The organism is Pseudomonas sp. GW821-FHT09C10, assembly GCF_059418085.1.
Genome location: NZ_JBWKPE010000004.1, coordinates 327,566 through 351,694, shown reverse-complemented (window position 1 = coordinate 351,694; position 24,129 = coordinate 327,566). Strand labels below are relative to the sequence as shown.

22 protein-coding genes are annotated in these 24,129 nt (G+C 57.2%); 15 read left to right on the top strand and 7 right to left on the bottom strand.

Annotated features, from left to right (window positions below):
* Positions 1-31: 31 nt before the first annotated feature.
* Genes gyrB through dnaA form a run of 4 tightly spaced genes read right to left on the bottom strand, consistent with a single transcriptional unit; the run spans position 32 to position 6,240 of the window.
* On the bottom strand, positions 32-2,449 hold the full coding sequence (gene gyrB, locus AC07OT_RS10865) for a DNA topoisomerase (ATP-hydrolyzing) subunit B (RefSeq protein ID WP_495108054.1): 2,418 nt from the start codon (positions 2,447-2,449) through the stop codon (positions 32-34).
* Between the two features lie 4 nt (positions 2,450-2,453).
* A complete protein-coding gene (recF, locus tag AC07OT_RS10860) occupies positions 2,454-3,557 on the bottom strand; it encodes a DNA replication/repair protein RecF (RefSeq protein WP_027608164.1) in 1,104 nt (367 codons plus the stop codon).
* 20 nt (positions 3,558-3,577) lie between these two features.
* Positions 3,578-4,681, bottom strand: coding sequence for a DNA polymerase III subunit beta (dnaN, locus tag AC07OT_RS10855; protein WP_005783345.1), 1,104 nt, complete (start codon positions 4,679-4,681; stop codon positions 3,578-3,580).
* Between the two features lie 38 nt (positions 4,682-4,719).
* Positions 4,720-6,240 (bottom strand): chromosomal replication initiator protein DnaA, encoded by a 1,521-nt coding sequence (gene dnaA, locus AC07OT_RS10850; RefSeq protein ID WP_495108053.1) that lies wholly within the window; start codon positions 6,238-6,240, stop codon positions 4,720-4,722.
* Between the two features lie 585 nt (positions 6,241-6,825).
* Between dnaA and rpmH the strand changes: the two genes are divergently transcribed.
* The 5 genes from rpmH to mnmE all read left to right on the top strand — a co-directional run bounded on the left by rpmH (position 6,826) and on the right by mnmE (position 10,775).
* Positions 6,826-6,960, top strand: coding sequence for a 50S ribosomal protein L34 (rpmH, locus tag AC07OT_RS10845; protein ID WP_003213577.1), 135 nt, complete (start codon positions 6,826-6,828; stop codon positions 6,958-6,960).
* Positions 6,961-6,976: 16 nt separating this feature from the next.
* Positions 6,977-7,381 carry a ribonuclease P protein component gene (gene rnpA, locus AC07OT_RS10840; protein WP_053128141.1) on the top strand — a complete coding sequence of 135 codons (405 nt, stop codon included), beginning with the start codon at positions 6,977-6,979 and terminating at the stop codon, positions 7,379-7,381.
* A complete protein-coding gene (yidD, locus tag AC07OT_RS10835) occupies positions 7,374-7,619 on the top strand; it encodes a membrane protein insertion efficiency factor YidD (protein ID WP_010207715.1) in 246 nt (81 codons plus the stop codon). The genes rnpA and yidD overlap by 8 nt, the downstream gene beginning before the upstream one ends.
* A gap of 2 nt (positions 7,620-7,621) precedes the next feature.
* Positions 7,622-9,325, top strand: a complete 1,704-nt coding sequence (yidC, locus tag AC07OT_RS10830) for a membrane protein insertase YidC (protein WP_027608166.1) — start codon at positions 7,622-7,624, stop codon at positions 9,323-9,325.
* A gap of 79 nt (positions 9,326-9,404) precedes the next feature.
* Positions 9,405-10,775 (top strand): tRNA uridine-5-carboxymethylaminomethyl(34) synthesis GTPase MnmE, encoded by a 1,371-nt coding sequence (gene mnmE / locus AC07OT_RS10825; RefSeq protein ID WP_495108052.1) that lies wholly within the window; start codon positions 9,405-9,407, stop codon positions 10,773-10,775.
* 61 nt (positions 10,776-10,836) lie between these two features.
* On the opposite strand, the gene AC07OT_RS10820 is transcribed toward mnmE, so the two are convergent.
* The 3 genes from AC07OT_RS10820 to AC07OT_RS10810 form a co-directional block, all read right to left on the bottom strand.
* Positions 10,837-13,275, bottom strand: a complete 2,439-nt coding sequence (locus AC07OT_RS10820; protein ID WP_495108051.1) for a TonB-dependent siderophore receptor — start codon at positions 13,273-13,275, stop codon at positions 10,837-10,839.
* A 92-nt stretch (positions 13,276-13,367) separates the two neighbouring features.
* A complete protein-coding gene (locus AC07OT_RS10815) occupies positions 13,368-14,312 on the bottom strand; it encodes a FecR domain-containing protein (RefSeq protein ID WP_495108050.1) in 945 nt (314 codons plus the stop codon).
* The gene (locus AC07OT_RS10810) at positions 14,312-14,818 is read right to left on the bottom strand and encodes a sigma-70 family RNA polymerase sigma factor (protein ID WP_495108049.1); all 507 of its coding nucleotides are present in this window, start codon (positions 14,816-14,818) and stop codon (positions 14,312-14,314) included. The genes AC07OT_RS10815 and AC07OT_RS10810 overlap by 1 nt, the downstream gene beginning before the upstream one ends.
* Positions 14,819-15,381: 563 nt before the next feature.
* On the opposite strand from AC07OT_RS10810, the gene mnmG reads away from it, so the two are divergent.
* The 10 genes from mnmG to atpA all read left to right on the top strand — a co-directional run bounded on the left by mnmG (position 15,382) and on the right by atpA (position 24,087).
* Positions 15,382-17,274 (top strand): tRNA uridine-5-carboxymethylaminomethyl(34) synthesis enzyme MnmG, encoded by a 1,893-nt coding sequence (gene mnmG / locus AC07OT_RS10805; protein WP_495108048.1) that lies wholly within the window; start codon positions 15,382-15,384, stop codon positions 17,272-17,274.
* A complete protein-coding gene (gene rsmG, locus AC07OT_RS10800; protein ID WP_495108047.1) occupies positions 17,271-17,915 on the top strand; it encodes a 16S rRNA (guanine(527)-N(7))-methyltransferase RsmG in 645 nt (214 codons plus the stop codon). Before mnmG ends, rsmG begins: the two co-directional genes overlap by 4 nt.
* Before the next feature lie 18 nt (positions 17,916-17,933).
* Positions 17,934-18,731 carry a ParA family protein gene (locus tag AC07OT_RS10795; RefSeq protein ID WP_016978715.1) on the top strand — a complete coding sequence of 266 codons (798 nt, stop codon included), beginning with the start codon at positions 17,934-17,936 and terminating at the stop codon, positions 18,729-18,731.
* 9 nt (positions 18,732-18,740) lie between these two features.
* Positions 18,741-19,613, top strand: a complete 873-nt coding sequence (locus AC07OT_RS10790) for a ParB/RepB/Spo0J family partition protein (protein WP_015886650.1) — start codon at positions 18,741-18,743, stop codon at positions 19,611-19,613.
* A 148-nt stretch (positions 19,614-19,761) separates the two neighbouring features.
* A complete protein-coding gene (locus tag AC07OT_RS10785; RefSeq protein ID WP_010565865.1) occupies positions 19,762-20,169 on the top strand; it encodes a F0F1 ATP synthase subunit I in 408 nt (135 codons plus the stop codon).
* Positions 20,170-20,185: 16 nt separating this feature from the next.
* A complete protein-coding gene (gene atpB / locus AC07OT_RS10780; protein WP_017736231.1) occupies positions 20,186-21,055 on the top strand; it encodes a F0F1 ATP synthase subunit A in 870 nt (289 codons plus the stop codon).
* A 133-nt stretch (positions 21,056-21,188) separates the two neighbouring features.
* Positions 21,189-21,446, top strand: a complete 258-nt coding sequence (gene atpE / locus AC07OT_RS10775; RefSeq protein WP_002555987.1) for a F0F1 ATP synthase subunit C — start codon at positions 21,189-21,191, stop codon at positions 21,444-21,446.
* Between the two features lie 55 nt (positions 21,447-21,501).
* Complete coding sequence (locus AC07OT_RS10770; RefSeq protein WP_008439543.1) at positions 21,502-21,972, top strand: F0F1 ATP synthase subunit B; 471 nt, start codon at positions 21,502-21,504, stop codon at positions 21,970-21,972.
* Between the two features lie 12 nt (positions 21,973-21,984).
* Complete coding sequence (locus AC07OT_RS10765) at positions 21,985-22,521, top strand: F0F1 ATP synthase subunit delta (protein WP_027608176.1); 537 nt, start codon at positions 21,985-21,987, stop codon at positions 22,519-22,521.
* A 21-nt stretch (positions 22,522-22,542) separates the two neighbouring features.
* Positions 22,543-24,087: a F0F1 ATP synthase subunit alpha gene (atpA, locus tag AC07OT_RS10760; RefSeq protein ID WP_003177064.1), complete on the top strand. Its 1,545-nt coding sequence runs from the start codon at positions 22,543-22,545 to the stop codon at positions 24,085-24,087.
* Positions 24,088-24,129: the final 42 nt, after the last annotated feature.

The following is a 24,129-nucleotide window of genomic DNA, read 5'->3' as shown; positions in this document are numbered from 1 at the left end:
TGGCCTTTTTATTTTGCGCGTCGTGCCTGGATCAGAAATCCAGGTTAGACACTGCCAGGGCATTGCTCTCGATGAAGTCACGGCGAGGTTCGACCGCATCACCCATCAGGGTGTTGAAGATCTGGTCTGCGCCAATGGCGTCCTCGATGGTTACGCGCAGCATACGGCGCTGGGCTGGGTCCATGGTGGTTTCCCACAGTTGATCCGGGTTCATTTCGCCCAGACCTTTGTATCGCTGGATCGTGTGGCGCTTGGTGCTTTCCGCCATCAACCAGTCCAGGGCTTCCTTGAACTCCTTGACCGCTTTCTTACGCTCGCCACGCTGAATATAAGCACCATCGTCCAGCAGGGTGCTCAGTTGCGCGCCGAGGGTCACAACGGTCTTGTAGTCATTGCTGCCGAAGAAGTCGCGGTTGAAGGTGACGTAGTTCGACAGACCGTGGGAGATCAATTCGACCTCCGGCAACCACACGTTGCGCTCACGGTCTTCACGCAGGCTGGCCTTGTACACCAGGCCCGATTTTTCGACAGTACGCAGGCGTACTTCGTACTGGGCCAGCCATTCCTGCATGTGTGCGTGGTCGCCCAACTGCTCCAGGCTTACGGACGGCAGGTAGATGAAGTGCTCGGTCAGTTCCTGTGGGTACAGGCGCGACAGGCGCTTGAGCGTCTTCATCACCATACGGAAGTCGTTAACCAGACGCTCCAGCGCCTCGCCGGAGATCCCCGGGGCTTCGTCGTTCAAGTGCAGGCTGGCATCTTCCAGGGCCGACTGCGTCATGTACTCTTCCATGGCGTCGTCGTCTTTGATGTATTGCTCTTGCTTGCCTTTCTTCACTTTGTACAACGGCGGCTGGGCGATGTAGATGTAGCCACGCTCGATCAGCTCCGGCAACTGACGGAAGAAGAAGGTCAGCAGCAGGGTACGGATGTGCGAACCGTCGACGTCAGCATCGGTCATGATGATGATGTTGTGATAGCGCAGCTTGTCGATGTTGTACTCGTCTCGGCCAATACCGCAGCCCAGTGCCGTGATCAAGGTGCCGACTTCCTGGGAGGAAATCATCTTGTCGAAACGAGCCTTCTCGACGTTGAGGATCTTACCCTTCAACGGCAGGATGGCCTGGGTGCGACGGTTACGACCCTGCTTGGCGGAACCGCCAGCAGAGTCACCTTCCACCAGGTACAGTTCGGAAAGGGCAGGGTCCTTCTCCTGGCAGTCAGCCAGTTTGCCTGGCAAGCCGGCAATATCCAGCGCACCTTTACGGCGGGTCATCTCACGGGCTTTACGCGCCGCTTCACGGGCACGTGCGGCGTCGATCATCTTGCCGACAACCAACTTGGCTTCGTTCGGGTTTTCCAGCAGGAAGTCGGAGAAGTACTTACCCATCTCCTGTTCAACCGCAGTTTTCACTTCGGAAGACACCAGCTTGTCTTTGGTCTGGGAGCTGAACTTAGGGTCCGGCACTTTCACCGAAATGATTGCGGTCAGGCCTTCACGGGCATCGTCACCGGTGGTGGCGACTTTATGCTTCTTCGCCAGGCCTTCGGCTTCGATGTAGGTGTTCAGGTTACGCGTCAGCGCCGAACGGAAACCCACCAAGTGAGTGCCACCGTCACGCTGTGGAATGTTGTTGGTGAAGCACAACAGGTTCTCGTTGAAGCTGTCGTTCCATTGCAGGGCGATTTCCACGCCGATGCCGTCTTCACGCTGGATGTTGAAGTGGAACACCTGGTTGACCGCAGTCTTGTTGGTGTTCAGGTATTCAACGAACGCACGCAAGCCGCCTTCGTATTTGAACAGCTCTTCCTTGCCGCTGCGCTCATCCTTGAGGACGATGCCGACACCGGAGTTGAGGAAGGACAATTCACGAATCCGCTTGGCCAGAATGTCCCAGCTGAAGTGGATGTTCTTGAAAGTTTCAGCCGAGGGCTTGAAGTGGATCTGGGTACCGGTGGTTTCGCTGTCGCCAACGATTTTCATCGGTTCCTGCGGTACACCGTGGACGTAGGTCTGCTCCCAGATCTTGCCACTGCGGCGAACCGTCAGGATCAGCTCTTCGGACAAAGCGTTCACCACCGACACACCCACACCGTGCAAACCACCGGAGACTTTATAGGAGTTATCGTCGAACTTACCGCCGGCGTGGAGCACGGTCATGATGACTTCTGCTGCCGACACACCTTCTTCTTTGTGCACATCTACCGGGATGCCACGACCGTTGTCGCGCACGGTAATGGATTCGTCCGGATGGATGATGATGCTGATGTCGTCGCAGTGACCGGCCAAAGCTTCGTCGATGGAGTTGTCGACCACCTCGAACACCATGTGGTGCAGACCGCTACCGTCATCAGTGTCGCCAATGTACATACCGGGACGTTTGCGTACGGCATCCAAACCTTTCAGCACTTTAATGCTGGTCGAGTCGTACGTGTTTTCTTCGCTCATGCCTTCACTCCCGATGGTCGTGGGTCTGGGTGATACGGCCTTGTTCCACGTGGAACAAAGCGACTGGCGTTTCCGTCTGCCAGCCTTCCCTCAATAATTCGTGGTCTACACAGGTGATAAACACCTGGCAGCGTAAGTCTTCCAACAAGCGGCATAACGCACGGCGGTGTTGCTCGTCGAGTTCAGACGGCAAGTCATCCACCAGATAAATACACTGACCACGTCGGGCTTGACTAACCAGATGCCCCTGGGCGATCCGCAGTGCACACACCACCAACTTCTGCTGGCCGCGGGACAAGATATCCGCAGCATTGTGTGCGCCTAATCTAAGACGCAAATCAGCCCGTTGGGGTCCGGCCTGGGTATGGCCAATTTGCTGATCCCGCTGCAGGGACGTCGCGAGCACTGCACTCAGCTCACGGTCTTTGTCCCAGCCACGGTAGTAACTCAGCGTCAGCCCCTCGAGATCCAACAACTCACTCAAGGTCTGCTCAAAGACTGGTTTCAAGGCTTTGATATAGGCGCGGCGGTATTCATCTATTTCATCGCTGGCCAGGCACAATTCCCGGTCCCAGGCCGCTTGCGAAGCGGCGTCAAGTGTACCATGCCGCAGCCATGAGTTCCGCTGCCGCAGGGCCTTCTGCAGGCGCTGCCACGTGGCCATGAATCGCGGTTCCACGTGGAACACTCCCCAGTCGAGGAACTGCCTGCGGATCTTCGGCGCGCCTTCCAACAAGCGGAAGCTGTCAGGGTTGATCAGTTGCAACGGCAGGATCTCTGCCAGTTGTGCGGCACTGCGAGCATTTTGCCCGTCGATGCGAATCTGGAACTCACCGCCGCGATCACGAGAAATCCCCAGGCTGCTGTGCCCACCCTCTGCCAGTTCGACTTGGCCAAATACCGTGCAGGCCAGTTGTTCGTACTGAATTACCGGCAACAAGCGGGCACTGCGAAAGGAACGGGCAAGCCCGAGCAGGTGGATGGCTTCCAGCACGCTGGTTTTGCCACTGCCGTTGGCGCCGTGGAGGATATTGATGCGGGGGGAGGGGGAGAAGGTCACCGGGTGCAGATTGCGCACCGCGGTGACCGAGACGCGACTAAGGGACATCTAGCTTCTGCTGGGCATGATTACAGGCGCATCGGCATAACAACGTAAGCCGAGTCGTCATTATCGGATTCCTGCACCAGGGCGCTGCTGTTGGAGTCGGACAGGATCAGGCGAACCTGTTCGGTGGTCATCACACCCAGCACGTCCAGCAAGTAGCTCACGTTGAAGCCGATTTCCAAAGAACCGCCGTTGTAGTCGACGCCCACTTCCTCTTCCGCTTCTTCCTGCTCCGGGTTATTGGCCTGGATTTTCAACTGACCGTTGGCCAGCTGCAGACGAATACCGCGGTACTTCTCGTTGGACAGGATCGCAGTACGGCTGAACGCTTCACGCAGAGCCTGCCGATCACCGATCACCAGCTTGTCGCCGCCTTTAGGCAGAACGCGCTCGTAATCCGGGAACTTGCCGTCGACCAGCTTGGAGGTGAAGGTGAACTCGCCGGTGGTCGCGCGGATATGGTGCTGACCCAGCACGATGCTGACATTGCCATCCGGCTCGGTGAGCAGGCGCGCCAGTTCGAGAATACCCTTACGCGGCACGATCACCTGGTGACGGTCAGGTTGACCGATATCGGCGCGCATCGAGCACATCGCCAGACGGTGACCGTCAGTGGCCACGGCGCGAATGATGCCTTCCGACACCTCCAGCAGCATGCCGTTGAGGTAGTAACGTACGTCCTGCTGGGCCATGGCGAAGCTGGTGCGCTCAATCAGACGGCGCAGTTTGCTTTGCTCCAGGCTGCAGGTCAGTGAGCCCGGGCCTTCTTCCACAGTCGGGAAATCATTGGCCGGCAAAGTAGACAGCGTGAAACGACTGCGACCCGCCTTGACCACCAACTTCTGCTCATCAACCTTGATGTCGATCAGCGCGTCGTTCGGCAGGCTTTTGCAGATGTCCATCAGCTTGCGCGCGGGTACTGTGATCTCGCCAGGTTCAGCGGGTTCTTCCAGTTGCACGCGACCGACCAGCTCGACTTCAAGGTCGGTACCGGTCAGGGACAATTGCTGGCCTTCGACCACCAGCAATACGTTGGAGAGCACCGGCAAGGTCTGTCGGCGCTCGACGACGCCTGCGACCAGTTGCAGGGGTTTCAACAGGGCTTCGCGTTGAATGGTGAAATGCATGGTCTAGTCCCTTGCCTTAATAAGCTGCGCTGGTGTCATCACGTAGTCAGTGTACGCAGCAGGTTCTTGTAGTCCTCGCGAATATCCGCGTCGGATTCCTTAAGTTCGTTGATCTTGCGGCATGCGTGCAAGACCGTGGTGTGGTCGCGGCCGCCAAACACATCCCCGATTTCCGGCAGGCTATGGTTGGTCAACTCCTTGGAGAGTGCCATGGCCACCTGACGCGGACGCGCCACCGAGCGCGAACGGCGCTTGGACAGCAGGTCGGAAATCTTGATCTTGTAGTACTCGGCCACGGTGCGCTGGATGTTATCCACACTCACCAGTTTGTCCTGCAATGCCAGCAAGTCTTTCAGGGATTCGCGAATCAGCTCGATGGTGATGTCGCGGCCCATGAAGTGAGAGTGCGCGATGACACGCTTGAGCGCACCTTCCAGCTCACGCACGTTGGAACGGATGCGTTGGGCGATGAAAAACGCGGCGTCGTGGGGCAGATCGACTTTCGCCTGGTCGGCCTTTTTCATCAGGATCGCAACGCGGGTTTCCAGCTCCGGCGGCTCTACCGCAACGGTAAGGCCCCAACCAAAGCGCGACTTCAAGCGTTCTTCCAGGCCTTCGATTTCCTTCGGGTAACGGTCACTGGTCAGGATGACCTGTTGGCCGCCTTCGAGCAGGGCGTTGAAGGTGTGGAAAAACTCTTCCTGGGAACGCTCCTTGCGCGCGAAGAATTGAATGTCATCGATCAGCAATGCATCAACGGAGCGGTAGAACCGCTTGAACTCGTTGATCGCATTGAGCTGCAGGGCCTTGACCATGTCAGCGACGAAGCGCTCCGAGTGCAGGTACACAACCTTGGCATTCGGGTTCTTCTTTAATAGGTGGTTACCCACGGCGTGCATCAAGTGGGTCTTACCCAAGCCAACGCCGCCATACAGGAAGAGCGGGTTGTAACCATGCTTGGGGTTATCGGCGACCTGCCAGGCGGCCGCGCGGGCCAGCTGGTTGGATTTACCTTCGACGAAGTTCTCGAAGGTGAACGTGCGGTTCAGGTAGCTGGTGTGCTTGAGCGCACCTTCGACCTGCACCGTGCGCTGCTCGGCGCGGACCGGAGCCTGTTGGGAACTGGCACCCGCCATCGGATCGAAGCTGTCGCGGGACGGCTCTTCATTGATAGGCGCGTTGTTCTGCGACGAGGATTTCGAAGGCGCCTGAGCAACCGGCGCTGGCGAGTTATTAACAGGCGTCACAGGGGCTTGAGCCTGCGAGGCACTCGCTGCGAGCGGAGCATTTGGTGCAGCACGAGGTGCCGAGCTGCGTTTGCTGCCTATTAATAAGGAGAGCACGGGCGCAAGGCCATTGCCGTGTTCATCGAGCAATTCGAGAACGCGGCTCAGGTACTTCTCGTTGACCCAGTCGAGAACAAAACGATTGGGCGCATAGACACGCAACTCGTCGCCTTCGGCTTCGACCTGTAGCGGGCGGATCCAGGTGTTGAATTGCTGGGCAGGCAGCTCATCGCGCAAAAGCTCCACGCACTGCTGCCAAAGTTCCACTGACACGGATATCCCCTAAGTTGAAAGCCGGTGAGGCAAAAACAGCCGCCATTGTAGCGGCCAGCAGCCCACTTATCCACATGTAGGTTGCTCACAGGCCAGCCAAAATCAATGCCTTAACTGCAAAAAATGCGACAGATGGTCTGTGCATAAGCACTGTGGATAAGCGCGCCTGAGCTCGTTGTACAAGTGGGGTCGAAAGTCTGTGGGTAACTGGCCTGTGGATAACATGCCATTCCACACACAGCTTATCCGACAGCGCAGCACAGGCAGAGCACCGCTTCTCCCCCATGTTGTCATTCTCTGTACAGCACGTGGAATATGGCCTTAAGGCAGTTATCCACAGAGGATTGCCTGCATAGCTTTTATAAGCTTTACAGAAAAGCTTTAAATAACTTCCTTCTTTATTTTTATATCTATGGCATTGCTCATGGAAGCAGAACGGAAAGAAAAGGTCTGGAGGCCTGTAAAGATCTAATTGAAGGAAAAGCTGGTTGGAAATTGACCTAGAGGCTTGCTTTCTCTAGAATCGCCGGTCTCTTAAAACGGGGGCCATTCCGGCCCGTTGTGGACGAACCAGGTAACAACGCCATGAAACGTACTTTCCAACCAAGCACCATCAAACGCGCCCGTACCCACGGCTTCCGTGCTCGCATGGCTACCAAGAACGGCCGTGCTGTCCTGTCGCGTCGCCGCGCCAAAGGTCGTGCGCGTCTGGCAGTTTGATAATCCGGTACTGGTGGTGAGTCAGGACTTCAGTCGGGAAAAGCGTCTGCTAACCCCCCGGCACTTCAAGGCAGTCTTTGACTCCCCCACCGGCAAGGTTCCGGGGAAAAATCTCCTGCTCCTTGCGCGTAACAACGATCTTGATCACCCCCGTCTCGGGTTGGTGATCGGCAAGAAGAGCGTAAAGCTCTCCGTTGAGCGCAATCGCCTCAAGCGTCTGATGCGCGAATCGTTTCGCCTCCACCAGGACACCCTGGTTGGTTGGGATATTGTTATCGTCGCGCGCAAAGGCTTGGGGGATGTAGAAAACCCCGAATTGATTCAGCATTTCGGCAAGCTCTGGAAACGTCTGGCGCGTACCAACAAACCAGCACCAGCAGTCAGCACCGAAACTGTAGGGGTAGACAGCACCGATGCGTAAACTGGCACTCGTTCCGATCCAGTTTTATCGCTATGCCATTAGTCCTCTGATGGCCAGCCACTGTCGTTTCTACCCCAGTTGTTCCTGCTACGCGTTAGAGGCCATAGAAAATCATGGTCTTCTGCGCGGTGGCTGGCTGACCTTTCGTCGTTTAGGTCGCTGTCATCCGTGGAATCCCGGTGGTTATGACCCGGTTCCACCTATCCCTACCTCCCGTTCTTCTTCGATGGCCGAGTAATCATGGATATTAAACGCACGATCCTGATCGTCGCCCTGGCAATCGTGTCCTACGTCATGGTCCTTAAGTGGAACCAGGACTATGGCCAGGCTGCCTTGCCGACTCAGAATGTTGCTGCCAATGCTGTTCCAGCGGGGCTTCCCGATACAGTAAGTGGCACCAATACTGCCGCCAGTGATGACATTCCACGGGCAGCGGGCGAAACAAAAGCACCTGCCGAAGTTGCAGTTGCCGCAAGCACCGACCTCATCCAGATCAAGACGGATGTGTTGGACCTGGCTATCGACCCGCAAGGTGGCGATGTTGCCAAGCTGACACTTCCGCTGTATCCGCGTCGTCAGGATCACCCGGAAATCCCATTCCAGTTGTTCGATAACGGTGGTGAACGTGTTTACCAGGCACAAAGTGGCCTAATCGGCACCAACGGCCCTGATGCGAGTGCAACCGGTCGTCCGATTTTCTCTGCGGAGAAGAAGAGCTATCAACTGGCAGATGGCCAAGACCAACTGGTCGTGGACTTGAAGTTCAGCAAGGACGGCGTCAACTACATCAAGCGCTTCACACTCAAGCGTGGCCTGTACGACATCGTTGTCACCTATTTGATCGACAACCAGAGCGCCCAGCCTTGGACCGGCGCAATGTTTGCGCAGCTCAAGCGTGATGCCAGTTCCGATCCATCGTCCAGCACTGCGACCGGTACCGCGACTTACCTGGGCGCCGCCCTGTGGACAAGTTCGGAGCCGTACAAAAAAGTATCCATGAAAGACATGGATAAAGTGGCCGAAGACAAAACCAAGGCGCCGATCACCTATAACGTGAACGGTGGCTGGGTAGCCTGGCTGCAACACTACTTCGTGACCGCGTGGATTCCTCAGCCCGGCCAGAATAATGCAGTACTGGCGCGCAAGGACAGCAAAGGCAACTACATCATCGGCTACACCGGCCCGGCGATGACCGTTGCTCCAGGCGCCAAGGCTGAAACCAGCGCTACCCTGTACGCCGGCCCGAAAAGCCAGGCCGTGCTGAAAGAGTTATCCCCAGGTCTGGAACTGACTGTGGATTACGGCATCCTGTGGTTCATTGCCCAGCCGATCTTCTGGCTGCTGCAACATATCCACAGCATCGTCGGTAACTGGGGCTGGTCGATCATCTTCCTGACCATGCTGATCAAGGGGATCTTCTTCCCACTGTCGGCCGCCAGCTACAAGTCGATGGCGCGCATGCGTGCCGTGGCCCCTAAACTGGCCGCGCTGAAAGAACAACATGGTGATGACCGGCAGAAAATGTCGCAGGCCATGATGGAGCTGTACAAGAAAGAGAAGATCAACCCGCTGGGTGGATGCTTGCCGATTCTGGTACAGATGCCGGTATTCCTGTCGCTGTACTGGGTACTCCTGGAAAGCGTGGAAATGCGGCAGGCACCGTTCATGCTGTGGATAACTGACCTGTCGATCAAAGACCCGTTCTTTATCCTGCCGATCATCATGGGCGCGACCATGTTTATCCAGCAGCGCCTGAACCCGACGCCGCCGGATCCGATGCAGGCCAAGGTGATGAAAATGATGCCAATCATCTTCACCTTCTTCTTCCTGTGGTTCCCGGCTGGCCTGGTTCTGTACTGGGTGGTCAACAACGTGTTGTCGATCTCTCAACAGTGGTACATCACACGTAAAATCGAAGCGGCTACCAAAAAAGCCGAGGCGTAATTTACTCTGTGGATAACCACTCAAGACGCCCCCTAGTGGGGCGTTTTGCTTTCCGTCACTTTTATTCTGGAACCTGCTGATGAGCGCTCCTCGTGAAACCATCGCTGCTGTCGCTACCGCTCAGGGTCGCGGCGGTGTCGGTATCGTTCGTATTTCCGGACCGCTCGCCGGCATTGCCGCGAAGGCCATCAGCGGGCGCGAGTTGAAGCCGCGCTATGCCCATTACGGCCCTTTCCTCGGCTCTGATGAGGAGGTACTGGACGAAGGCTTGGCCCTGTATTTCCCGGGACCCAACTCCTTCACGGGTGAAGACGTGCTGGAATTGCAGGGGCACGGCGGCCCGATCGTTCTGGATATGTTGCTGCAACGCTGCCTGCAGTTGGGTTGCCGCCTGGCTCGCCCGGGTGAGTTCAGTGAGCGGGCATTCCTCAACGACAAGCTCGACCTGGCACAGGCCGAGGCGATTGCCGATTTGATCGAGGCCAGTTCTGCACAAGCTGCACGCAATGCGCTGCGCTCTCTGCAGGGCGCTTTTTCCCTGCGTGTGCATAACTTGACCGAACAGTTGATCAGCCTGCGCATCTACGTCGAGGCGGCGATTGATTTTCCTGAAGAGGAAATCGACTTCCTTGCCGATGGCCATGTATTGGCGATGCTGGATAAGGTCCGTGATGAATTATCCACAGTCCTGCGGGAAGCCGGGCAGGGCGCGTTGCTGCGAGACGGCATGACCGTCGTGATCGCCGGGCGTCCCAATGCCGGCAAATCCAGCCTGCTCAATGCGCTGGCGGGGCGTGAAGCAGCCATTGTCACCGAGATCGCCGGCACCACCCGGGATATCCTGCGCGAACATATCCACATCGATGGCATGCCGTTGCACGTCGTCGACACCGCCGGTTTACGCGATACCGATGACCAGGTGGAAAAGATCGGCGTGGAACGCGCGCTCAAAGCCATCGGCGAAGCGGACCGGGTACTGCTGGTGGTGGACGCTACCGCCCCGGAGGCTGTGGATCCTTTTGCATTGTGGCCGGAATTCCTCGAACAACGGCCGGACCCGGCCAAAGTCACCTTGATTCGTAACAAAGCCGACCTGACGGGTGAAGCCATTACGATGGAAACCAGCGCTGATGGCCACGTCACTATCAGCCTGAGCGCCAAGTCTGCGGGTGAGGGCCTGGAATTGCTGCGCGAGCATCTCAAGGCCTGCATGGGTTACGAGCAGACGTCGGAAAGCAGCTTCAGTGCGCGCCGCAGGCACCTGGAGGCGCTGCGCCATGCAAGCGCGGCATTGGAGCACGGCCGGGCGCAGTTGACCTTGGCGGGGGCGGGGGAGCTGCTGGCTGAGGATCTTCGTCAGGCGCAGCAGCTGTTGGGAGAAATCACCGGCGCATTCAGTTCCGATGATTTGTTGGGACGGATCTTCTCCAGCTTCTGTATCGGCAAGTAGGAGTTGGCTTGCCAACGATAGCGGCCTGAAGAATATTTTTGATTCTTCAGGCCTTCGTCCATCACCAGTTGTACGAAACAGTCCCAAGCAGTGTACGACTGTCACCCCAGTAGCAGCGGCCCGCGTCGTTGCAGCCGGAAACATACTCCTTGTCGAATAGGTTCTTGGCGTTGACGTCCACTGACCAGTGCTTGTCGATCTGATAGCCGACGGCTGCGTCCACCAGAGTGACGCTCCCAGCATCCAGCTTTCCGTACAGGCTTGGCTGGGTGTAAGAAAACGTACTGTCGAAATAGCGCACACCGCCGCCCAGGGACAAGCCCTTGAGTTGGCCATCGAGGAAGCGGTACTTGCCCCACACCGAGGCCTGGTTACGCGGAACCCCCGTCATCTGATGACCCTCAACCAGCGAGGTAGCCGAGTCCTTGGTAATACGCGCGTCAGTGTAGGTGTAGGCTGCGGTCACATTCAGGTTGGGCGTAATGTTGCTGTTCACCTCGACCTCGGCCCCTTTGGCCCGGCTTTCGCCCACCTGGCGGTAGCTGTTGGTGGTGGCGTCGAGGTAGGTGTCATCTTCCTTGCGCAAGTCATACACCGACAGGGTCATCGCTGTATCCCAGCCGACCGGTTCGTACTTCACACCCACTTCGTACTGACTGCTGGTGATCGGCTTCAACGGTGAGCCGGCGTTGGAGATCTGCTGTACAGGCACAAATGCGGTGGAGTAGCTGACGTACGGTGTCAGGCCGTTGTCGAACTGGTACATCACCCCGCCCTGGTAGGTAAACTTGCGGTCTTCGGAGCCGGTGTTGCTGGCCTTGTTGACCTTGTCGCGGAAATCACTGTCGACCCAGTCCTGGCGGCCGCCCAGCAGGAACAACCAGTGGTCATACTTGCTCTGGATTTGTGCATAAACACCCTTCATCTGCTGCTCGAGCAAGGTGTTTTGCACAGCCACCGGGGTAAGCGGCTCACGCAGGTACACGGGGTTATACACATTGATGGTGCCGGCGAAGCCTGCGTCCCAATCCTGGTTGAACGAAGTGCGGTCATAACTGGCGCCGAACAGCACCGTATTTTCCAGGTCCCCTACCTGGAATTTGCCTTCCAACTGGTTATCCAGGGAGTAGACCATCGACTTGTTGTAGCGGTCGTAGGCCGTCATGTTCAATTGGGTGCCGAAACCGCCATTGTTCAACGTGCCCGGCCAGGTTTCGTGACGGTTGATGCGCGATTGCATGTACCGCGAGTTCTGGCGGAACTGCCACTCATCATTGAAGCTGTGGCTGAATTCGTAGCCGCTGCTCCAGGCTTCACGTTCGAACGTATTCCAGTCCGGGTCGCCGAGCATGGTGTGCTTGGACAGCTTTCCGTTCGGATTTGTAAGCAAGGTCCCCGCGGCGGGTAGGCCGAGTTCGAGATTGGTGTGGTCCTTTTGGTAATTGGCCAACAGAGTGAGCGTGTTGAAGTCGTCGAAATTCAGGGTCAGTGAAGGCGCTATATACAGGCGATCATCAGGAACATGGTCAGTCTGCGTATCGGACTTGCGGCCGAGCATCACCACCCGGCCAAGGATGCTGCCGTTGTCGTTGAGTGGACCAGAGATATCCACACCCAACTGACGCCGATTATTCGAGCCATAACCGAGCTGCACTTCACCCTGCGGCGTGGCAGTCGGATGTTTGCTCACCAGGTTCACTAAGCCGCCAGGCGCGTTTTCACCGTACAGCAGGGAAGAGGGCCCACGGAAAATTTCGACCCGCTCCAGGCCATAGGGCTCACTGGTGGTGTCGTACCGATTGCCTTGTACGCGCAGGCCATCTCGCAGCAGGCCGTAGCCGTAATCCGTGGCATTGAAACCGCGGATGAAGAACAAGTCACCCGCGAGACCGTCGCCAGCAGCAAAGGGGGGCGCGAAGATACCTGGCACGTAGCCCAATACTTCAGTCAGGGTCTGCGACTTCTGGTCCTTGATGCGCTGGCCGGTGACGACCGACACCGAACGCGGTGTTTCCGACAGAGGTGTGCTGGTCTTGGTGCCGATACGGCTGTTTTGCGCTTTGTAGCCCACATCCCCGGCAATCTCTTGATTGAACCCAGCCTGTTGATAAGTGCTGACCGTGGTGGGCGCGAGCGTGAGTTGCCCTGTAGGAATGGCCTGCAGGACATAGCTGCCAGGCGCCTGGACTACCGCTTGTAACCCCGAGTTCTGCAGCAACAGCGCAAAGCCTTGCTCAACCGAATAGTCACCTTCCAGCCCGGTTGTGTTCAAGCGCACGGTTTGCTGGGGCGAGAAAGACAGAATCACATTCGCCCTGGCGGCAAATTGGCTCAAGGCATTGTCCAGGGGACCGGCCGCAATGGCGTAATGCTGCACCGCGCTGGCGGCCATGGCGTCACTGGATAGCAAAACACCGGCTGTGGCTGCCATGCCGAGCAGCAGGCTGCACGTCATACCGTGGTAGGAAAGTCGCTGGCGGAGCTTGGTGCGAAGGCGCATAGGTGGGTAAGCCCTGAAGGTGGCGTCGTGATTACCTTTAGGGCCGTGCCAGGTAAAAAAAAGATAACCCCTTGTGAGGATATTTTTTGCGATCAAGCGATTCGCTTCACCGAAACCCAATAGCGCGTGAAGTATTTCACCTGAATGGGCAAGGTTGCCTGCAGATTCGCCAGTACCGCATCGGTGGAGTCGAGGCGGAAAGTCCCGGAAACACGTAGGCGTGCACTAGCCAAGTCGCATTTCAGGACGCCGGGACGGTAGCGGGCAAGGTCTTCGATCACATCCCCGAGGCGAGCATCCAATACGATCAGCTGGCCATCGACCCAGGCAGCCTGGGACCCGCTATACGTGTGGCCAAGCCCTACGTTTTGACGATCAAAGTCAGCGCTTTCACCGGCACCGAGCAGTCGCGCATGGTTGGGTCGATCACCAGGGGCCACACTTACGCGATCCTCCAGAACACCGACACGCGTGGAATCTGGCAACTGGCGCACTGTAAACCGAGTACCCAATGCCTGGACTCGGCCTTGGCGGGTTTCGACATAAAAGGGCGTGTGCCCGCCCAGCTTGCCGGTGTGGATAAGTACTTCACCTTCACGCAGCCGGATCAAACGTTGGCGCCCGTCGAAGATCACGTCAATCGTCGTGCTGGTATTCAGATCAATCCGTGTGCCGTCAGCCAACGCGATACGCCGGCGTTCACCCACGGACGTCCGGTAGTCGGCCCAGACATTGCCCAGGGAGGTGTGTTGCTGGACATTCCAGCCCAGGTACCCGGTACCGCCCATTACCAGCATCCACTTCAATACCTGACGACGTTGTTGCGTGGTCGACAATGCCCGGCGGGTGAAATCCTGGGGAAGGGCACCGAGACTGCGCTGCAATTGCTCCATCTGGTTCCACGCCGCCTGATGGGACGGATCACCGTTGAGCCATTGTTGCCAGGCAAGGCGTTCAGCGGCCGTAGGGGTTTGGGATTGAAACTGTACATACCAGTTAGCAGCGGCCTCGAAGGTCTTGCGATCGGGGGCGGCCATTACAGGCTGGCCATGATCAGCGAGCATTCAGTCAATGCACGGATCATGTGCTTCTTCACCGTGGTCAGCGACACCTGCAGTTGATCGGCGATCTGTTGATAAGTCAGCCCCTCGATCTGCGACAACAGGAAGATCCGTCGCGTTCGCCCACCGAGTCCGGACAGGGCTTTATCCACAGCCACCAGCGTCTCGATGATGATGGCTTTGTCTTCTTCACTGATGGCCGTGGATTCAGGCCGTTCGGCCAAGGTTTGCTTGTAGGCCTGCTCGATGGCATGCCGGCGATAACGATCAATCACCAGGCCCCTGGCGATGGTCGCCAGGTAGTCACGCGGTTCAATGATCTGCGCCGCATGCCGCCCAACCAGAATGCGCACGAACGTATCGTGCGCCACATCGGCTGCATCGCAGGTGTTATGCAACTTACCTTTGAGCCACCCGTGCAACCAGGAATGGTGCTGCTCGTAGATGTTCTGAACCGCAGCCGTGTGTGAAGAAGGGGACATAGGGCATGACAAGGCAGGTTAATGATAATCGCTATTATTAACTGCCTGGCTGTTTTCTCACAATAGATCTCTTTTTGACGTACTCACCCCGAATAGAAAGATTCGGTGGGCTTCGCCGCGGGCGAAACTCACACCATTGCACGGATTTCTGTGGATTAAGCCCTGTGAATAACCGCCCCTGTGCCCAGTTGATAACAGGGCTCGAAACCTGAGTAAAAACCCCTCTGTGGATAACCACCTGTTTAATCCACAGGCTTAAAGCACTTATCCAAGGGCCTCATTGGCACATGACCACAGACTTTTGAATCGCTGTACACATTGAAAATAAAGGCCTGTAGAGATCTATCCACAGAAACGGTGCCCAGTAGAAATAAACATAAAAACAAAGATTTAATAAATTTCTCTCTTTTAATTTCTATTGTCTGTGATTCATCCACAGCTGGTTAAATTTTGTGCAAAGGGTTCTTTAGGAAGGGCGAAGTCCCTATACTTGCCGCCAAAGCTCCAAAACCCTTTCAACAAACAATTCCTGATTACCTACATAAGCAGGCACGAGGTGCGTGGTGGATTTCCCTTCCCGTTTTGAAGTGATCGTCATCGGCGGCGGTCATGCCGGTACCGAGGCAGCACTGGCGTCAGCACGCATGGGCGTAAAAACCCTGTTGCTGACGCATAACGTGGAAACCCTCGGCGCCATGAGTTGCAACCCCGCCATTGGTGGGATCGGCAAAAGCCATCTGGTCAAGGAAATCGACGCCCTCGGTGGCGTGATGGCCGAGGCTACCGACAAGGGTGGTATTCAATTTCGCGTGCTCAACAGCCGCAAAGGCCCGGCCGTGCGTGCCACTCGGGCCCAGGCAGACCGCATCCTGTACAAAGCCGCGGTCCGCGAAACCCTGGAAAACCAGCCCAACCTGTGGATATTTCAACAAGCCGCCGATGACTTGATTGTCGAACAGGGCGTGGTTCGCGGTGTTGTCACCCAAATGGGCCTGCGTTTCTTCGCAGAATCCGTGGTGTTGACCACCGGTACGTTCCTCGGCGGACTTATCCACATCGGCATGCAGAACTATTCGGGTGGCCGCGCCGGTGATCCGCCGTCAATTGCCCTGGCAAAACGCCTGCGCGAATTGCCGCTGCGCGTCGGTCGCCTGAAAACCGGGACCCCGCCGCGTATCGACGGGCGTTCCGTGGATTTCTCGGTGATGACCGAACAAGCGGGCGATACTCCGATTCCGGTAATGTCGTTCATGGGTTCCAAGGAGCAACACCCCAAACAGGTGAGCTGCTGGATTACCCATACCAATGCGCGCACTCACGAAATCATTGCCGCGAACCTCGACCGTTCGCCGATGTACTCCGGAGTGATCGAAGGTATTGGCCCGCGTTACTGCCCGTCGATCGAAGACAAGATCCACCGCTTTGCCGACAAGGAAAGCCACCAGGTCTTCATCGAGCCCGAAGGCCTGACTACCCACGAGCTGTACCCGAACGGGATTTCCACTTCCCTGCCGTTCGATGTGCAAATCCAGATCGTGCAATCGATTCGCGGCATGGAAAACGCACACATCGTGCGTCCGGGCTACGCCATCGAATACGACTACTTCGACCCGCGTGATTTGAAGTACAGCCTGGAAACCAAGGTTATCGGCGGCCTGTTCTTCGCCGGGCAAATCAACGGCACCACCGGCTACGAAGAAGCCGGCGCCCAGGGTTTGCTGGCCGGGACCAACGCCGCATTGCGTGCACAAGGCAAAGACAGCTGGTGCCCGCGTCGCGATGAAGCGTATATCGGCGTGTTGGTCGACGACCTGATTACCCTGGGAACCCAGGAACCGTATCGGATGTTCACTTCCCGAGCGGAATACCGCCTGATCCTGCGAGAAGACAACGCCGACCTGCGCCTGACCGAAAAAGGCCGTGAACTGGGCCTGGTCGACGATGCGCGCTGGGCGGCTTTCTGCAAAAAACGCGAAAGCATCGAGCTTGAAGAGCAGCGCCTGAAAAGTACCTGGGTTCGCCCCGGGACCGAGCAGGGCGACGCGATTGCGGAAAAATTCGGCACGCCGCTGACTCATGAATACAACCTGCTGAACCTGCTGTCCCGTCCGGAAATCGACTACGCCGGTCTGGTCGAAGTAACCGGCGGCGGCGCCGATGATCCACAGGTTGCCGAGCAGGTCGAAATCAAGACCAAGTACGCCGGTTACATTGACCGCCAGCAGGACGAGATCGCTCGTCTGCGCGCCAGCGAAGACACCAGGCTGCCTGTGGATATCGACTACACCGGTATTTCCGGATTGTCGAAAGAAATCCAAAGCAAACTGGGGATAACTCGCCCCGAGACCCTCGGGCAGGCTTCACGTATCCCCGGCGTCACCCCGGCAGCCATTTCGCTGTTGATGATTCATTTGAAAAAACGCGGCGCGGGCCGTCAGTTGGAGCAAAGCGCTTGAGTTCGTTGGTCACCTCGCAACACGCCGAAGAGTTATCCACAGGTGCGCGCCAATTGGGCGTGGACTTGACCCAGGCCCAGCACGATTTGCTGCTGGGTTACCTGGCCCTGTTGATCAAATGGAACAAGGCTTACAACCTGACGGCCGTGCGTGATCCGGACGAAATGGTTTCCCGTCACTTGCTCGACAGTCTGAGCGTGATGCCGTTTATCGAAAACGGTCGTTGGCTCGATGTCGGCAGTGGTGGCGGTATGCCTGGCATCCCGCTGGCTATCCTGTTTCCTGAGTCGCAAGTGACCTGCCTGGACAGCAACGGCAAGAAAACCCGCTTCCTGACCCAGGTCAAACTCGAACTCAAGCTGGATAACCTGCACGTTATCCACAGTCGCGTCGAAGCCTTCACGCCTGAGTTGCCCTTCAACGGAATTGTTTCCCGGGCGTTCAGCAGCATGGAGAACTTCAGCAACTGGACTCGTCACCTGGGCGACCGCGACACCCGCTGGCTGGCAATGAAGGGCGTCCATCCAAGCGATGAGCTGTTAGCATTGCCGGCAGACTTCCACCTCGATAGCGAACACGCCTTGGCCGTACCCGGTTGCCAAGGCCAACGCCATCTGCTGATACTGCGCCGCACGGCATGATTGGGAACACAAGCAAGAATGGCTAAGGTATTCGCGATAGCGAACCAGAAAGGTGGCGTGGGCAAAACCACCACCTGCATCAACCTCGCAGCATCCCTGGTTGCCACCAAGCGCCGGGTGCTGTTGATCGATCTCGATCCACAGGGCAACGCCACCATGGGTAGCGGTGTGGATAAACACGGCCTGGAAAACTCGGTCTACGACTTGCTGATTGGCGAGTGCGACCTGGCCCAGGCCATGCACTACTCCGAGCATGGCGGTTATCAACTGCTGCCGGCCAACCGCGATTTGACCGCGGCGGAAGTGGTGCTGCTGGAAATGCAGATGAAGGAAAGCCGTCTGCGCAGCGCGTTGGCACCGATCCGCGAGAACTACGACTACATTTTGATCGACTGCCCACCGTCGCTGTCGATGCTGACGCTTAACGCATTGGTGGCTGCCGATGGGGTGATTATCCCCATGCAGTGCGAGTACTACGCGCTGGAAGGGTTGAGCGACCTTGTGGATAACATCAAGCGTATCGCCGAGCTGCTCAACCCGAACCTGCAGATCGAAGGCCTGCTGCGGACCATGTTCGACCCGCGCCTGAGCCTGATGAACGATGTGTCGGCGCAGCTCAAGGAACACTTTGGCGACCAGCTGTACGACACCGTGATTCCACGCAACATCCGCCTGGCCGAAGCGCCAAGCTACGGCATGCCCGCGCTGGCGTACGACAAATCATCCCGTGGTGCCATTGCCTACCTGGCATTGGCCGGCGAGATGGTTCGTCGTCAACGCCGCAACTCACGCACCGCTGCAGCCCAGCCAACTTAAGGAATCCCCATGGCCGTCAAGAAACGAGGTCTCGGACGTGGACTGGATGCACTGCTGAGTGGTCCGACCGTCACATCGCTTGAAGAACAAGCGGTGCAGGCTGACGAACGCGAGCTGCAGCACCTGCCCCTGGACCTGATCCAGCGCGGCAAATACCAGCCACGCCGGGACATGGACCCCCAGGCCCTGGAAGAACTGGCCAATTCGATCAAGGCCCAGGGCGTGATGCAGCCGATTGTGGTGCGCCCGATCGGCGGCGGCCGCTTTGAAATCATCGCCGGTGAACGCCGCTGGCGCGCCAGCCAGCAGGCGGGCAAGGACACCATCCCGGCGATGGTGCGCGATGTACCGGATGAAACCGCCATCGCCATGGCGTTGATCGAGAATATCCAGCGTGAAGACCTCAATCCCATCGAGGAAGCGATCGCCTTGCAGCGTTTGCAGCAGGAATTCCAGCTGACCCAGCAACAAGTGGCCGAGGCCGTGGGTAAATCCCGTGTCACCGTGTCCAACTTGCTGCGCCTGATTGCGCTGCCGGAAGTCATCAAGACCATGTTGTCCCATGGCGACCTCGAGATGGGCCACGCCCGTGCTTTGCTCGGTTTGCCGGAAAATCAACAGGTTGAAGGGGCGCGACACGTTGTCGCACGAGGGCTCACCGTTCGTCAGACCGAGGCCCTGGTTCGCCAGTGGCTCAGCGGCAAACCTGCACCGGTCGAAACGGCCAAACCTGATCCGGATATCGCGCGTCTCGAGCAGCGCCTGGCCGAACGCCTGGGCTCTGCGGTACAAATTCGCCACGGCAAGAAAGGCAAAGGGCAATTGGTCATCGGATATAACTCCCTTGATGAGCTTCAGGGCGTCCTTGCCCACATCCGCTGAAACATTTGCTTATGTAGCGCGTGATCGGAAATCACTACCCGGCAGTTGAATAGGGGCAGAACCGCCCCTATACTCTGCGCGCATTTTGTCGGCACAAATTATGCCAAGTTATTGATTTCCGGCAGCCGACTATTGAGGAGCAAGAGTGATGGAAACCCGCACGCCAAACACGTTGCCCTTCCATCGCTTGGCTGTTTTTCCGGTTTTATTGGCTCAATTTGTCATTTTGCTGATCGCCGCATTGGCGCTTTGGTACTGGCATGGAGTCGTAGCCGGATATTCAGGACTCTGCGGAGGCCTGATAGCCTTGCTGCCCAATATGTATTTTGCTCACAGGGCCTTTCGGTTTTCCGGCGCCCGAGCAGCCCAGGCTATCGTCCGGTCTTTTTATGCCGGCGAGGCGGGGAAACTGATTTTGACGGCAGTGCTGTTTGCACTGACCTTTGCAGGTGTGAAGCCATTGGCGCCGCTGGCTGTATTCGGCGTCTTCGTGTTGACCCAACTGGTCAGCTGGTTCGCTCCCCTGCTGATGAAAACAAGACTTTCGAAACCTTAGGGCGTTTGAGGCAACCATGGCAGAAACAACCGCTTCGGGCTATATCCAGCACCACTTGCAGAACCTGACCTTCGGTCAGCTTCCCAACGGCGGCTGGGGCTTTGCCCACTCCGCAGCAGAAGCCAAAGAAATGGGCTTCTGGGCTTTCCACCTGGATACTCTGGGCTGGTCGGTCGCTTTGGGTCTGATCTTCGTCCTGATTTTCCGCATGGCGGCAAAGAAGGCGACTTCCGGTCAACCAGGTGCTTTGCAGAACTTCGTTGAAGTACTGGTCGAATTCGTCGATGGCAGCGTGAAAGACAGCTTCCACGGCCGTAGCCCGGTGATTGCACCGCTGGCACTGACCATCTTCGTCTGGGTGTTCCTGATGAACGCCGTCGACCTGATCCCGGTTGATTGGATTCCTCAGTTGGCCATGGCGATTTCCGGCGACCCGCACATTCCATTCCGTGCCGTATCGACCACTGACCCGAACGCTACCCTGGGCATGGCCCTGTCGGTATTTGCGTTGATCATTTTCTACAGCATCAAGATCAAGGGCATCGGCGGCTTCATCGGCGAACTGACCCTGCACCCGTTCGGCAGCAAGAACATCTTCGTTCAAGCCCTGCTGATCCCGGTGAACTTCCTGCTGGAATTCGTCACCCTGATCGCCAAGCCGATCTCCCTGGCCCTGCGACTGTTCGGCAACATGTATGCCGGCGAGCTGGTGTTCATTCTGATCGCTGTGATGTTCGGCAGCGGCCTGCTCTGGCTTAGCGGCCTGGGCATTGTTCTGCAGTGGGCGTGGGCTGTGTTCCACATCCTGATCATCACCCTGCAGGCCTTCATCTTCATGATGCTGACCATCGTCTACCTGTCGATGGCGCACGAAGAGAACCATTAAGGCCAGTCTCGACTAGCCTGATGTCCTTCCTGGTGAAACGGGAAGGTGGCCCACCAGGGCTATGAAACGATTTGTTTTACCGCTTTAAAATCTAAAAAACCTAAACCATACGACGTAAAAGTCGGGAGGAAAGATGGAAACTGTAGTTGGTCTAACCGCTATCGCTGTTGCACTGTTGATCGGCCTGGGCGCCCTGGGTACTGCCATTGGTTTCGGCCTGCTGGGCGGCAAGTTCCTGGAAGGCGCAGCGCGTCAGCCAGAAATGGTTCCAATGCTGCAAGTTAAAATGTTCATCGTTGCCGGCCTGCTCGACGCCGTGACCATGATCGGCGTTGGTATCGCTCTGTTCTTCACCTTCGCGAACCCCTTCGTTGGTCAACTCGCCGGTTAATCACTCGTTTTTCGAGTGATTGGTGTGTTGTGCAACGAATGAGCGAGGTATTGGCGTGAACATTAATGCAACCATTATTGGTCAGTCCTTAGCGTTCTTGATTTTTGTCGTTTTCTGCATGAAGTTCGTATGGCCTCCGGTCATCGCGGCTTTGCACGAACGTCAAAAGAAGATCGCGGATGGACTGGACGCTGCCGCACGAGCAGCTCGCGACCTGGAGCTGGCCCAAGATAAAGCGGGTCAGCAACTGCGCGAAGCGAAAGCTCAAGCAGCCGAAATCATTGAGCAAGCCAAGAAACGCGGTAACCAGATTGTTGAAGAGGCTGTTGAAAAAGCCCGTATCGACGCTGACCGTGTGAAGGTTCAGGCTCAAGCCGAGATCGAGCAGGAACTGAACGGTGTCAAAGATGCGCTGCGTGCCCAATTGGGTGCTCTGGCCGTCGGCGGTGCTGAGAAGATCCTGGGTGCCACAATCGATCAAAACGCGCACGCGGAGCTGGTTAACAAACTGGCTGCTGAAATTTAAGCGAGGGCGATCATGGCAGAATTGACCACGTTGGCCCGACCTTACGCTAAGGCAGCCTTCGAGCACGCCCAGGCCCACCAGCAGCTGGCCTCTTGGTCAGCCATGCTCGGCCTGGCTGCAGCAGTGTCGCAAGACGGCACCATGCAGCGCGTGCTCAAGGCCCCGCGACTGACGAGCGCAGACAAGGCCGCCACTTTTATTGAAGTGTGCGGCGACAAGTTTGATGTGAAAGTGCAGAACTTCATCAATGTCATCGCCGAAAACGACCGTCTCCTGCTTTTGCCGGAGATTGCCGCTCTGTTCGACCTGTACAAGGCCGAGCAAGAGAAATCGGTAGACGTTGAAGTGACCAGTGCTTTTGCATTGAACCAAGAACAGCAAGACAAACTCGCCAAGGTTCTCAGTGCACGACTCGACCGGGAAGTGCGCCTGCAAGTTGCGGAAGACCCATCCCTTATTGGGGGTGTTGTCATTCGCGCCGGCGACCTGGTTATCGATGGCTCGATTCGCGGCAAACTCGCGAATCTTGCCGAAGCATTGAAATCTTGAGTTTGAAGGGGCAGCAGAGCAATGCAGCAACTCAATCCTTCCGAAATAAGTGAAATTATCAAGGGCCGCATCGACAAGCTCGATGTGACCTCCCAAGCCCGTAACGAAGGCACTGTCGTCAGCGTATCTGACGGCATCGTGCGGATTCACGGTCTGGCCGACGTTATGTACGGCGAGATGATCGAGTTTCCGGGCGGCGTCTACGGTATGGCCCTCAACCTGGAGCAAGACTCCGTAGGTGCCGTTGTATTGGGCGCGTACACCAGTCTGGCTGAAGGCATGAGCGCCAAGTGCACTGGCCGCATCCTGGAGGTTCCGGTTGGTAAGGAATTGCTGGGTCGCGTAGTCGACGCACTGGGTAACCCTGTTGACGGTAAAGGTCCACTGGGCAACACCGAGACCGACGCGGTCGAGAAAGTTGCTCCAGGCGTGATCTGGCGTAAGTCGGTAGACCAGCCTGTACAGACTGGCTACAAGGCTGTCGATGCCATGATCCCAGTCGGCCGTGGCCAGCGTGAGCTGATCATCGGTGACCGTCAGATCGGTAAAACCGCTCTGGCGATCGACGCGATCATCAACCAGAAGAACAGCGGCATTTTCTGCGTCTACGTAGCGATCGGTCAGAAGCAATCGACCATCGCCAACGTCGTTCGCAAGCTGGAAGAAAACGGCGCCCTGGCCAACACGATCATCGTGGCTGCCAGTGCTTCGGAATCTCCTGCGCTGCAATTCCTGGCACCGTACTCCGGTTGCACCATGGGTGAATTCTTCCGCGACCGCGGTGAAGACGCGCTGATCGTTTATGACGATCTGTCCAAGCAGGCAGTGGCTTACCGCCAGATTTCCCTGCTGCTGCGCCGTCCACCAGGCCGTGAAGCCTACCCAGGCGACGTGTTCTATCTCCACTCCCGTCTGCTGGAGCGTGCATCCCGCGTTTCGGAAGAGTACGTAGAGAAGTTCACCAACGGCGCAGTGACCGGCAAAACCGGTTCCCTGACCGCACTGCCGATCATCGAAACCCAGGCTGGCGACGTTTCCGCGTTCGTTCCGACCAACGTGATTTCCATCACCGACGGTCAGATCTTCCTGGAATCGGCCATGTTCAACTCGGGCATCCGCCCTGCAGTGAACGCCGGTGTTTCGGTATCCCGTGTGGGTGGTGCCGCTCAGACCAAGATCATCAAGAAGCTCTCCGGTGGTATCCGTACCGCTCTGGCTCAGTACCGTGAACTGGCGGCATTCGCCCAGTTCGCTTCTGACCTGGACGAAGCGACCCGTAAGCAACTTGAGCATGGTCAGCGCGTTACCGAGCTGATGAAGCAGAAGCAATACGCCCCAATGTCGATCGCTGACATGGCGTTGTCGCTGTATGCCGCTGAGCGTGGGTTCCTGACCGACGTTGAAATCGCCAAGGTCGGCAGCTTTGAACAAGCGCTGATTGCTTACTTCAACCGCGATCACGCCGAATTGATGGCGAAGATCAACGTGAAGGGTGACTTCAATGACGATATCGACGCTGGCATGAAAGCCGGTATCGAGAAGTTCAAGGCCACCCAAACCTGGTAAGCCGCAGCGGGAGCCGCAAGGCTCCCGCTTGCTAACCTGATA